This is a genomic window from Sutterella sp. AM11-39, from assembly GCF_003472385.1.
In the GTDB taxonomy this organism is placed as follows: domain Bacteria; phylum Pseudomonadota; class Gammaproteobacteria; order Burkholderiales; family Burkholderiaceae_F; genus Duodenibacillus; species Duodenibacillus intestinigallinarum.
The window spans coordinates 92,800-105,579 of the sequence record NZ_QRLV01000008.1; the positions used below are offsets into that span (position 1 = coordinate 92,800).

The window sequence follows — 12,780 nt, forward strand, 5'->3', positions numbered from 1 at the left end:
CTCAATTCCTTGCGTCCGTCTCAATTCCGATGTCCTCGAAGCTGGCCACTGCTGCGTTAAAGATTTCTTCGGGACTTCCCTTCGGTTTCTTTGATTTTTTCGAGGTTGTCGGCTTTTCGGCAATATCGAACATACCGGCTATGGCCACCACCGCTTCCTTGAGCTTTTTGCAGCTTGCAGCCGCCAGATCGCCGTCTTTGAGTCCCCGCCAGATCAGGGAAGTTCCATCGCAGGCCGAATCGTCTGCCAGAATCGGTCGGGCCTCAGCATGACAGTTGACAAGAGCAAGCATGCTTGTCACCACATCCTGCAGCAACCCTGTCGTATTGCTCGCCCCTTCATCGTCACTGACATGCCAGCGGTAATGAAATGTCCCCTTCGACTCATCCCCGCCGAAGAATACGAAATCGATCGGCTTGTACCCCTTTTTTAAGGTCATCAGATTAACCGCGGCAAACTGCAGAAAAGTCCTCAGCAGATCGTTTTCGGAAATGCCGATCACTCCGACAACGATTTCGTCCTTGTTGTTTTTAAAGCCGTCGTGGTCAGGCACCGCAAGCGTACTGAACGGTCGATTTCGCATTTCCTCAAACACAAGCCGTCCGCCTTCAACACGCACGGGCACCCCTGCGTCAGAAAGCATCTCTTCGGTCAGCTTTTCGTGCATCTGACCGAGCACATCCACGAACTTCTCGACCAACAGCCGGCGTACGCTCTGCTCGCCAATTGTCGGGTCGCAGGAAGTAACCTCCAGGATTTCATCCTCCGTCATCCCTTCGGCAAACGCTCTGTCCATACGGCGACGAACTTTGCTCCTGAATAAGAAGTCCCTGCTGCCGTATCGCCGGATCGGCGTCGTCTCCGCCTGCTCGTACGAAGCAGAGGTCAAACCGATCAGCTTGAGCGAGTTGTTTTCGGCGTAAGTAAAGAACTTGACAAGGCTGTCGACCGACAAAGTTGCTCGTCGACTGACGGAAATCGGAGCGTCGGCAAAAGGCTCCTCCTGAGCCAAATAGCCGCTCTCAATAGCCTTATTGACGGCTGCGGCAAGCGAAGCACTGCGGCAGCGAAGCACTCCCATCTGCGGCAAGAAGCTTTCGGACGAAGCAGCCAGTGCCGGCACAGTCTTGGTGAGTTTGCGTTCGATTTCCGTAGGATCGTCGAGCCCCTCGGCCAGAGCTTGCTTCAAATCCTGCAAAACGACCGAAGGATTGGCAGGTACCGAACCCGAACCGATCGAATACGACACATAGAAATGGCGTTGCGCTGCAAGCAGCAAATCCAAAAAGACGCCGCGGTTGCTCTCGCGCGAGTCCCTGTCGCCGCGACGCGCCACGTGAAGTTCCTTGCCGTCGACAACAAGCTTGGCGGCCGTGAGATCAAACTCTTCGCGTCGCGAACTGCCCGGGAAAGATTCACCGTCGTTGAGTCCGATGACTGCGACACACTTAAACGGCATGCCGACGAAGTCTCCCGTGCGTGCAAACGTGACTCGCCCCGTGGCTCGCGCCGTCGTCTTGTTCGTACGCATCGTCTTTTCCAGCGCCGAACACCAGGTCTCAAACGTAATTTCCTGAGCGCCGAGCACTTCGGTTGCGCTTTGCGCCAGCGACGCGGCTCGCAGCACAAAAGCAATCATCTCGGGCGACTTGGCGTATCCCGCAAAGAGCGTGTCGGCAAAGCGACGCGTGGTTTCAAGCCACGCCTCAGCCGTTTGCCGCTCAGGCATTTGGCCGATGTCAAGAAACGCACTCGCCAAGGCCAGCAAGAAGTCAAAGGTCTCGCCATCTTCTTCAGTCCCATCGAATCCCCCGAGCTCACAGCCGCTCACGGCAAACACATCGTGAGCGACAAGTCCGTCCGACTGTCCCACAAGATTGCCCGCGACCAGACGCTCGAGCGCACGTTCAAGCGTGCCTTCATACGCATCGCCCCCTTCGGGCCAAGCCGCAGAACGCGCGATCGCACTTTTGGCGTGCGCCTCGCTGAGTCCCCAGCGGTATCCGGCTGCCGCAAGCCAGTTGGAGATCAGAGAAACATTGGCGTTGCCCTGAGAACGTGCAGCGGCAAAGGCTGGCATCTCCAACAGTTCGATGAATTCCGATGCGGTGGCCGCACCGCCCACAAAACGCATGGCGGCAAGCATGGCGCGCGCGGCGCTGTTGACGTCAAGCTCCGACTGACCGGCTATGTGGTAACTCAGGTATTCTTCCTCGCTTCTGGCTCCCATCACCGCCGCAATGACGCCAGCCATCGCATCGATGTCCGGCGTCACCACCAAAAAGTCGGACGCCTTGAGCGGTTCGTCCGTCTTTGCCGAAGCCTCAATCATGGAAGCGATCCAGTCGCACAGCGTCTGCACTTCGCGAACAGCGTTGGGTGCTCGAACGATCAGGAAAGAATCATCGTCATCGGCCACCGTTTGGGGTAATGCATTCGGATCGTCTTCAAGCACCGCCTGCTGCAGCGAACCCAAAACATTGTTTTCGCGAGGACGCAGGTAAATATCAGCGGACTGCTCGGCTTTAGCTTTGAGTTGGAGCATATCGGCGAGCGCCTCCGCACCCACCGTTTGATTGTGCGGCTCGGTGCGCGGAACCTCAGGCAAGTCGTCCTCCAAAAAGACGGCATCTTCGCCCGTGTCCTGAGTTACGAAACAACGTAGACGATCGATCAGGGCGCGGCGCACGGCCGCGTTGCGGTGAAACCAGGTAAAGCCGTCTTCTCCCTTGACCGTCGGATCGAACCAAAACGCCGACGAGGGGTTCTGGACATAAAGATAGACGCAACGGCGACGGGATTCAGCCAACAACTGCGGCAGAGCCAGAGGAGGCAATTCCCTCGGTATGAAGACGTAAAGCGGATCGATGTTTTTTTCGGATTCGCGCATGCGCTCGAGCCACGTCTCGGGAATTTTCAAAAAAGTATCGGCCGTGGGCCACAGCTTGGTACCGTCGGCCTTGGTACGGGAACAAAGTTCCAGCCAGAGCGCCTTTTGCCAGGCAAAGTCCGGGTGTTGCATCAAAACGGTGGCTTCGCGCGTGGTCCGTTCGACATTGTTGTTTGTCAGACTTTTGCCCGCCCAGTTCCAGAGCCAATCGGCGCGATAGGAAAAATAAGTCGAAAAAAGACTGGCGATGCGGCTTACCAACGGCCATAAAGCCGCAGAGGCGTTGTCCTCAATGTATTTTTTAAGGCGCGCGCATTCGGGCCGTGCAAGGAACGCCTGATCGGTGACGACGGCGTAAATTCCCCACTCGAGCGCTCTCGCACGTCCGCTCACATCGGGAGAGCCGTGGTTCATCCGATCGAGCCATGCCTGCGTCGTCACAAAGCGAATACCGCTTGCAATGCCCTGGGCATCGGCCAAAGAACGATTGAGCTCGTCCTTGACGGCTTCGTCCGGCACCACCACTTCGGCAGAGAAAAAGACCGAACGCAAACTTGCTGCCGACTGTCGCCTCAAGATGAGGGCATTCATGAAAAGCGCCTTGAGAACGTCGTAAGAATTGCTGAAATACGGATAGATCACTGCTCTCACCAATCGGGCCTTTGGGCACCACGCTCAAAAAGAGTCGATGCTGCGGCTTTTTTGTTGCAAATCGGCAATACGACTGCCGTCGGTTCTCGAATTTTATGCGCGGCCGGTCGCGCGTTGAGCAAGCCGGCCGCAGACGTGCGAAAATACGGCCTCAATAAAAATTGGATATACCGCTTGTGTGCCGCGGCATGTTCCACCTGACGGACTGCGCGCGGGTTTTGTTGTGCGTGGAAAACCGATCGGACCCTCGCCTGCGGCGCGACGAGCAAATGAATTTTGCAAAGTCTTCTTTTCTAAACGCGTCATGAGCAATACGAAAGAACTCGCCAAGAGCTTTGAACCCGCCGGCATTGAAGAACGCTGGTATCCCGTCTGGGAACAGCGCGGTTATTTCGACGCGGGGCTTGATCCTTCCAAGCCCTCGTTCAGCATCCAGTTGCCCCCGCCCAACATCACGGGCATTCTTCACATGGGGCACGCCTTCAACCAGACCGTCATGGATTCGCTCACGCGCTACTACCGAATGTCGGGCTACAACACGATGTGGCTGCCCGGTACCGACCACGCAGGCATTGCCACGCAGATCGTGGTGGAACGTCTGTTGCAGAAGGAAGGCAAAGACAAGCGCGACATCGGCCGCGACGCATTCGTCGAACGTATCTGGGAGTGGCAAAAGTTCTCCGGCGGCACGATTCTCAATCAGATGCGCCGCCTGGGCGACAGTCTCGACTGGAAGCGTCTGTACTTCACGATGAACGACAAGCTTTCGGCCGTCGTTCGCGAAACGTTCGTCCAACTCTACAACGAAGGTCTCATCTACAAGGGCCTTCGTCTGGTCAACTGGGACCCGAAACTGCAGTCGGCTGTCTCCGATCTTGAAGTCGAAAGCGAAGAAGAAAACGGCCACATGTGGGAAATCCGCTACCCGGCCGTGGATGGTTCCGAAGGCGTCGTGGTTGCCACTACCCGTCCGGAAACACTCTTCGGCGATCAGGCCGTTGCTGTTCACCCCGACGACGAACGCTACAAGCACCTGGTGGGCAAGATGCTCAAGCTGCCGCTCACCGACCGCGAAATTCCCGTCATCGCCGACGAGTATGTCGACAAGGATTTCGGTTCGGGCTGCGTGAAGATCACGCCGGCTCACGACTTTAACGACTTTGAAGTCGGCAAGCGTCACAACCTCGAAATGCTGAGCGTTCTCGACAAGACCGCTCACATGAATGAAAACTGCCCGGCCAAGTACCGCGGCATGGATCGCTACGAATGCCGCAAGGCCGCCGTGGAAGACCTCAAAGCGCTCGGCCTTCTGGTCAACATCAAGGCGCACAAGCACATGGTGCCGCGCGTGTCCCGCACGGGCGAAATCGTCGAACCGATGCTCTCGGAACAGTGGTACATGGCCATGAGTAAGCCGGCCGGCGAAGGCACCCGCTATCCGGGCAAGTCCATCGCCGAGGTCGGTCTCGAAGCCGTTGAATCGGGCGAAGTCAACATTTTCCCGAAAGAATGGCAGGGTGTTTACCGTCAGTGGCTGGAAAACATCCAGGATTGGTGCATTTCGCGTCAGCTCTGGTGGGGCCACCGCATCCCGGCCTGGTACGACGAAGCGGGCAACGTCTATGTCGCCCGCAACGAAGATGAAGCTCAACAGCAGGCAGGCGAAGGCGTCAAGCTCACGCAGGACGACGATGTGCTCGATACGTGGTTCTCGTCTGCCATGGTGCCCTTCTCCACGATCGGCTGGCCCAACCCGCAAGGCGATGAAAAGACGGCGTTTGACCTTTATCTGCCCTCTTCCGTACTGGTGACCGGCTACGACATCATCTTCTTCTGGGTCGCCCGCATGGTCATGATGACCAAGCACTTCACCGGCCGCGTCTCCTTCAAGAACGTGTACATCCACGGTCTGGTGCGCGACGCCGAAGGCAAGAAGATGAGCAAGAGCGAAGGCAACACGCTCGATCCGCTCGACATCATCGAAGGCATTGATCTCGAATCACTCGTGGCAAAGAACACTCGCGGTCTGCGTCAGCCCGAAAAGGCCCCGATGGTGGAAGCCAAGACACGCAAGAACTATCCCGACGGCATCGCCGCGCACGGCGCCGACGCACTGCGCTTTACGATGGCCGCCTACGCCACGCTCGGCCGCAACGTCAACTTCGACATCAAACGCTGCGAAGGCTACCGCAATTTCTGCAACAAGCTCTGGAACGCCACGCGCTTCGTGCTGATGAACATTGAAGGCAAGGACTGCGGTCTGGGTGCCGACGCCGGCAAGCCGATGAATCTTTCGATCGTCGACCGCTGGATTCTCGACGAATACAACCGCACGGTCGATGCGGTGCACAAGGGTTTTGCCGAGTACCGTCTCGACAACGTCGCCAACGCCATTTACAGCTTCGTCTGGAACGAGTTCTGCGACTGGTATCTGGAACTTGCCAAGGTTCAGATCAACGGCAGCGACGAGGCCGCAGCACGCGCCACGCGTCATACTCTGGCCACGGTGCTCGAAAGCGTTCTGCGTCTGGCTCACCCGATCATTCCGTTCATCACCGAAGAACTTTGGCAGAAGGTGTCGGTTGCGGCAGGCGTGCGCGGCGAAGACGAAGAAACGAGCGTCATGATCGCCCCGTACCCGCAGTTTGACGCGGCTCAGCTCGACGAAGAAGCCCGAGCCAAGACCGCGCTCGTCAAGCAGATGATCGACGCCGTTCGCAATCTCCGCGGAGAAATGAAGCTTGCTCCGTCCGTTCGCGTGCCGCTTCTCGTCGAAGGCGACGAACAGACCATTGAGGCTATCGGTCCCTACATTGCCTTCCTCGGTCGTCTGTCGGGTGTCGAACACGTCGCCTCGATCGACAAGGCCAACGAAGGCTCGATCGCTCCGGTGGCCATCGTGCGCGACTTCAAGTTGATGCTCAAGGTTGAAATTGATGTGGCCGCTGAACGCGTCCGCCTCACCAAGGAAATCGAACGCGTCGACGGCGAAATCGCCAAGTGCAACGCCAAGCTCGGCAACGAACGCTTCGTTGCGCGCGCTCCGGCTGCCGTTGTGGAACAGGAACGCACGCGTCTGGCCAACTTCACCGATTTGGCCTCGAAGCTGCGCGAACAGCTCGCCAAGCTGCCGACGGCCTAACGCCAGACCGACACGCACTGTGACCACTCGTCTTCCCGTCCCGGAGGTCGTCCGAACCCAGGAAAACACCCTGGGCGGGATTCTGGTGGTCACTCAGCCCGGGTACGGACCTGAGGAATACTCGTCCGCGCGCCGGGCTTTTTTGTTTGACAAAAGCGTGGATCGAGGCCCTGTTTTAAACCGATTCGGCGACTGGTTTGAACTGTGGGGCATTGATGTCAAACGCGTTCGCGGCACCGAAGGCGCCTTCGAGCGAAGTTTCTTTACGCTCGAATGGCCCGAGGTTCCCGTTTCCGGTCACGGTCCTCAAACCGTCCCCCGCATTGCTGAGCACGTCTTTGCGCTGCGCGATGTCATTCTGCAGCGACGCCCGCGACTTGTTATCTTTCTTTCCTGCTACCTGTGGCAGGCAGTCAACCAGCCCTCGAGTCTTGCGGCTCTCTCGGACGCGTGCGGCTCTCCGCTCGATCATGGCCGACGCATCACCACCGAACGATTGGCCGCCTACGTGCAGAAGTGGTCGAAGCTGCAGATGCTCGCGTTGCCGCAGCCATCGAAAAACACCACGGAGAAATGCGTGCGCGCCATGGCTCAGGGCGTGCGTCAGGCGCTCGAAGCCTGCGCCTCGCAGCCCGAGAGCGTACAAGATCCCTTAATGCAGTCGGCGCTTGATTTTCTCTACCTTGATCGCGACAAAACCATTCGTCTGATGGCCGCCGGCCTGCACATTCAAAAGGAACGCGCCGCCGCAATTTTCGAAGCGCTGGAAAACCGCGTCTGGATTCAGGACGGCGTCTCGGGCCCAAAACTCAAGCGTTAATTTTTTCTATCGCCGAGCCTTCAATTCGGCAAATCGGGCTGAGAATTCCATGTCCTCATAACGCACGAAACGATCTTTGGGATGCGTAAGCCGATAGCCGAGCCAGATGCCGACAAAGATCAGAATTCCGATGTAGGTGGCAAGAACTCCGAGCCAATCACCGTTGAATACGGCTTCGGTGTTTTGCCCCAGCGCTACGACCAAGCACACCGCAAATGCATAGAGCGTGCCCAGCGGAAACACGGGCGATCGGTATGGCAGCAGACTCAGATCGTAGCCTTGTTTTTGCATGCCGCGACGAAAACGCCAGTGACTCAAGCCGATACCCAGCCAGCACATGAAGCCGCCCATGCCCGTGGTGTTGAGCAGCCACACGTAGACGCTCTGCGTCTGCAGGAAGGTCGTAAGAAAACACAGGGCCGAAAGAGCCGTTACTGCATAGAGCGCATTGCGCGGCACACCGGAGGCGGAAACCTTGGCAAACGTGCTCGGCAGGCGTCCTTCCTGAGCAAGCGTGTGCACCAGACGCGTAGCGGCGTACATGCCGGAGTTTCCTGCGGAAAGCACCGTCGTGAGCACCACGACATTCATCAGCGCTGCAGCCCATGGAAAGCCCGCGTTTTCAAAAACAAGCGTAAAAGGACTGAGTGCGATGTCGGCAAGATCATTTTCGAGCAGACGCGGATCGTTGTGCGGAATCAGCAGACCTATCACAACGATGCTCAGCACGTAGAAGAGAATGATGCGCCAGAAGATCGTACGAATGGCGGCCGGAATCGTTCGGTCCGGATCCTTCGATTCGCCTGCGGCCACCCCTACGAGCTCAGTACCCTGAAAGGAATAGCCGACTACCATCGCCACACCCAGAAATGCGGCAAATCCGCCGACAAAACTTCCTTCGCCGTTCAGGTTCCAGTTTTTAAGCCCCACGGCGTCATGGCCGGGCAGAACGCCGGCAGCCAACATAAAGCCCGTGATAATGAAGGCGATGACGGCGCAAACCTTTACAGAAGCAAACCAAAACTCCGCCTCGCCGAAGCTTTTGGCAGAAAAGAAGTTGATGCAGAACATCACGCCCAGAAACAAAGCGCTCCAGATCCATCCGGGGACATCGGCAAACCAGTACTGCATGATGATCTGCGCGGCCACCAGATCCACAGCCACTGCGATCGCCCAGTTGTAGCTGTAGTTGATGCCCATCGCCAGACCGAAGCCCTTGTCGACGTACTTTTCTCCGTAAACAGCAAAGGAACCCGAAACCGGCTCAAAAGCCGATAGTTCCGCCAAGGCAGTCATCAGGAAGTAGACCATCACGCCGATCAGAGCATAAGCGAGCAGTGCTCCGGAGGGACCGGCCTGAGACACGGGGGCGCCGGAGGCCAGAAAAAGTCCCGTTCCGATGGAACCGCCGAGCGAAAGCATGACGAGGTGCCGAATCGAAAGCGTGCGCTTTAATCCGGTTTGAGTGTGTGCTTGGCGGCTCGACTGCATGAACGGAAACTCCTTGGGTATTTTTCCCGCCCAAAGGATACACGGTCAGCTGAGGTATTTAACTCGCTTCCATGCCTGTTTTGCGGCAATCACAGTCGGAATATTCTGCAAACCATCACAGCCGTCCGCAATCTAACCGTCTGCTGAGAGATGCCGGCAGGTTGGCAGATCGGCGATAGCAGCTTTGTTTTTTGGGGACGCAAAAAAGGCGTCCGGGGACAATCCAAGACGCCTTTTGCTGTTCAACGGTCCGCCGCAGCGAACTGCTTGATGAAAGATATCAGCGGCCGTTGCGCAGAGCTGCGATGCGATCCTCGATGGAAGGATGCGAGGCAAAGAGGCTGCCGATGCCGCCCGAGATACCGAAGCCCTTGACGGCTGCAGGCAGTTCTGCAGGCTGCATGGTGCCCAGTCGCTGCAGAGCGCTGATCATGGGTTCGGGGCTGTTCATTACCTGGGCAGCGCCAGCATCGGCACGGAATTCACGGTAGCGGCTGAAAGCAGCCACGATGATGCCGGCCAGCAGACCGAAGGCAATGTCGAGCACGATGCTCGTCACGTAGTAGCCGATGCCGGGGGCGTCGTCTTCGTTGCGCAGAATCTGACGGTCAACAACCCAGCCAATCAGGCGGGACAGGAAGACCACAAACGTATTGGTCACACCCTGAACCAATGTCATGGTGACCATGTCACCATTGGCAACGTGGCTCATTTCGTGGGCCAGAACGGCTTCCACTTCCTTCTGATTCATCATGCTCAGAAGCCCGGTGGAGACAGCCACCAGAGAACTGTTCTTGGAGGCGCCCGTCGCAAAAGCGTTGGGTTCACCTTCGTAGATGCCGACTTCAGGCATCTGCAGACCAAGCTTGTCGGCCTGAGAGCGAACCACACCAACGAGCCACTGTTCCAGACCGGGAGAAGGATTATCCGTATTGATCAGCTGCACTCCCATGGTCATCTTGGCCATGGACTTGCTCATGAAAAGCGAAATGATCGAACCGGCAAAGCCCACCACCAGGGCGAACACAAAAAGTGCGCCCACATTAAGACTCTTTCCGGCCATTTGACCGAAATTGATGCCCGTGAGCATGCTCACGACGGTAAGAACGATGCCGAGCATCACCACCACGGCGATGTTCGTGAGAATCAAAAGCGCAATTCGCTTCATATGCTTTCTAGTTGACCTTGAATTTTGACGTATTGTTTACACGGACAACGAATGTTGTCGCGGCTTTACTTGCCCCGAAAGTGTAATAAGGAATGCGAATTTCCTTCGCTTGCAAATGCTGTTTTTATTAACAAATTGTTTTTGACGCGGTAGTAGTTACCATTAGCTTGGAAAGTCTCTCCGAGCATCTGAGGCCTTGCGGTACAATCCTCGAGATTTTGACAAAAGCGCAGCGTCCGAAGTAGCCGCGTTTTTCTTCTGAACTAGCTTTTTTTACACATGAACATTGACGACCGTCTGCAGGACGAGGAATCCGACGACATCTACGAAGGCCCGTCCAAATCGCAAAAGAAACGAGAAGCCGAAGCATTGCAGAAACTTGGCGGCGAACTCGCCAAGCTCGCTCCCGACGCCTTTGAGCGCGTCACCGGTCTGCCCGAAGACATCCGCGACGCGATTTTGGAATACCGTCGCCTAAAGTCCTTCGGTGCCCTGCGCCGTCAAATGCAGCTGATCGGCAAACTGATGCGTCGCCTCGATTACGATGCCGTGCGCGAGGCCATTGACCGCGCCACAGGCGCAAGTCGTGCCGCCGCTGCCGCTCACCAGCGCGCTGAAAAACTGCGCGACGCGCTTCTTTCCGACAACGACAAACTAACCGAATACGTCTCTTCGCACCCGGAAGTCGACGTTCAGCAGCTGCGCACTCTGATTCGTCTGGCACGCAAAGAAAAGGAAGCTGCCAAGCCGCCTAAGTATTTCCGCGAACTCTATCGCTTCCTGCATGCGGCCGAACTCCCGGCTCTGACGCTCGAAAAGGCAGACGACGAAGAAGTCGCATAATCTCATGCGGCTTTCAGGCCTTTCTCCTGTCCTCCTTTTGCACGACCTGTTTTGAGGAACGATTCACATGTTGGCACAACGCAATTCGGAAAATGAACTGATCTGCGGTCTGATTTCCATCTCGGACCGCGCTAGCCGCGGCGAGTACGTCGATGAAGGCATTCCCGCGCTCGAAGCCTGGCTTCACGATGCCATCATCACGCCGGTGCAGTTTCATACCCGTCTGATCGCCGACGATCGCTACACGATTGAAGAAACCATCCGCGAGCTCGTCGACCGCGTCGGTTGCGATCTGGTCTTTACCACTGGCGGCACAGGTCCGTCCCGCCGAGACGTAACGCCGGAAGCCACACTTGCCGTGGGCACCCGCGAACTTCCCGGTTTTGCCGAACAGATGCGCCGCATTTCGCTCAATTTTGTGCCAACCGCCATTTTGTCGCGTCAGGTGGCCGTTTTGCGCGAAACGCCCACGCACGCTGCGCTGATCGTAAATCTTCCTGGCCGTCCCAAGTCCATCTCGGAGACGCTCGGCGGCTTTCGAAGCGACGACGGCGAAGTAATCGATGCCGGTATTTTTGCCTCCATCCCCTACTGCATCGACCTGATCGGCGGTCCGTACATCGAAACCAACCCTGAAATCATCGCCGCGTTCCGTCCTAAAAACGCCGTGCGCAAACACGTGTCCGAACAGCCTGCCACACCGCAGGAACCGGCTTCGTCCCCCTCGCAAGAGCAGGCTCAGCCCGCGCAGCGCATTCTGCGACAGGCACCCACGCGCATTGTCACGCCCGAAACGCATGCCAATCCGAACAATGCCGCCAGTTTTGCCGCTGCGTTTGCTCAACCTCAGCTGCAGCCGCAACAAGTCCAGCAACCCCGCGTGCAAAAGGTTCTTCGTCCGCACTCAACGGATACAAACGCCAAACCCGCGATGAGCCCTGAAATGATCGCCCGCCGATCGGTGCAGCACGGCATTCCCCTCTTTGCCACCCGCACCCGCACCGCACCTGAACCACTCGAAGTCATCGTGCGCGATCCCGAAGACGGCTCCACGCCCGAATGCACCGTCATCTGGCTGCACGGGCTCGGTGCCGACGCTCAGGATTTCCTCACCCTGCCGCAACAATTGAGAGAATTCGGAGCTCCTGCCGCCCGTTTCATCTTCCCCAACGCCCCGGAACGCGAACTGACGGTGCGTCCGGGCTACAAGACGCGCGCATGGTACGACCTGCTCTCAAATGATTTCGGCTCTCAAAATGAAGATCGACAGGGACTGGCAAAGATGCACCAGCGCATCTCGCAGATCATCAATGAAATCGTTACAAGTGGCCTTCGTGCCGAACGCATCTTCCTGGGCGGGTTTTCGATGGGGGCGGCCATGTCGCTTTACAGCTCCGTACGACAAGTCCGTACGCTTGCAGGCTGCATCGCGCTTTCAGGCTACTTTCCTGCTGCCGATCTGATCGAAAAGGACATCACGCCGGCCGGTCGCGGTACACCTGTCTTCATGGCCCACGGTGCCTTTGACAGCGTGATTCCGTCGGTGCTTGCTGAACACGGTGCCGATCTGCTCGAAAACACGCTCGACACCCTCATCTGGCGTGAATACAACATCGATCACGAAATCTGCCCGGACGAACTAATGAACGTCGCTCAGTTTATGAGCACGGCTCTGCAACGTTAACCGACTTCGACAGCGCGAGAACATCGCGCTGTTTTTTTTGAGGCTTCGGGCATATCTGTGGGTAGTGGATGTGCCCGAATCTTACGCAAAG

Annotated in this window: 6 protein-coding genes and 2 pseudogenes; 5 read left to right on the forward strand and 3 right to left on the reverse strand. The window is 57.2% G+C overall.

What is annotated here, in order from left to right; translation table 11 throughout:
- Window position 1: 1 nt before the first annotated feature.
- Entirely contained in the window at window positions 2-3,541 is a 3,540-nt protein-coding gene (locus tag DW133_RS07620; protein WP_147408899.1) for an exodeoxyribonuclease V subunit gamma, read from the reverse strand.
- 304 nt (window positions 3,542-3,845) lie between these two features.
- On the opposite strand from DW133_RS07620, the gene DW133_RS07625 reads away from it, so the two are divergent.
- A complete protein-coding gene (locus DW133_RS07625; RefSeq protein ID WP_118276056.1) occupies window positions 3,846-6,683 on the forward strand; it encodes a valine--tRNA ligase in 2,838 nt (945 codons plus the stop codon).
- Window positions 6,684-6,702: 19 nt separating this feature from the next.
- Window positions 6,703-7,503, forward strand: coding sequence for a hypothetical protein (locus tag DW133_RS07630; RefSeq protein WP_147408900.1), 801 nt, complete (start codon window positions 6,703-6,705; stop codon window positions 7,501-7,503).
- Window positions 7,504-7,509: 6 nt separating this feature from the next.
- Here DW133_RS07630 and DW133_RS07635 read toward each other — a convergent pair whose 3' ends face one another.
- Window positions 7,510-8,994 carry an amino acid permease gene (locus DW133_RS07635; RefSeq protein WP_118276058.1) on the reverse strand — a complete coding sequence of 495 codons (1,485 nt, stop codon included), beginning with the start codon at window positions 8,992-8,994 and terminating at the stop codon, window positions 7,510-7,512.
- A gap of 280 nt (window positions 8,995-9,274) precedes the next feature.
- Window positions 9,275-10,162, reverse strand: a complete 888-nt coding sequence (gene htpX / locus DW133_RS07640; RefSeq protein ID WP_118276059.1) for a protease HtpX — start codon at window positions 10,160-10,162, stop codon at window positions 9,275-9,277.
- 279 nt (window positions 10,163-10,441) lie between these two features.
- On the opposite strand from htpX, the gene yjgA reads away from it, so the two are divergent.
- The 3 genes and pseudogenes from yjgA to DW133_RS10210 all read left to right on the forward strand — a co-directional run.
- The gene (gene yjgA, locus DW133_RS07645) at window positions 10,442-11,005 is read left to right on the forward strand and encodes a ribosome biogenesis factor YjgA (protein ID WP_118276060.1); all 564 of its coding nucleotides are present in this window, start codon (window positions 10,442-10,444) and stop codon (window positions 11,003-11,005) included.
- 67 nt (window positions 11,006-11,072) lie between these two features.
- Window positions 11,073-11,678 (forward strand): annotated as a pseudogene (mog, locus tag DW133_RS10205) (molybdopterin adenylyltransferase); the annotation flags it as partial.
- Between the two features lie 393 nt (window positions 11,679-12,071).
- Window positions 12,072-12,689 (forward strand): annotated as a pseudogene (locus DW133_RS10210) (alpha/beta hydrolase); the annotation flags it as partial.
- Window positions 12,690-12,780 lie beyond the last annotated feature (91 nt).

Coding starts and splice junctions, on each gene's coding strand:
- yjgA (WP_118276060.1), top strand. CDS start 10,442: ATGAACATTGACGACCGTCTGCAGGACGAGGAATCCGACGACATCTAC.
- DW133_RS07625 (WP_118276056.1), top strand. CDS start 3,846: ATGAGCAATACGAAAGAACTCGCCAAGAGCTTTGAACCCGCCGGCATT.
- htpX (WP_118276059.1), bottom strand. CDS start 10,162: ATGAAGCGAATTGCGCTTTTGATTCTCACGAACATCGCCGTGGTGGTG.
- DW133_RS07635 (WP_118276058.1), bottom strand. CDS start 8,994: ATGCAGTCGAGCCGCCAAGCACACACTCAAACCGGATTAAAGCGCACG.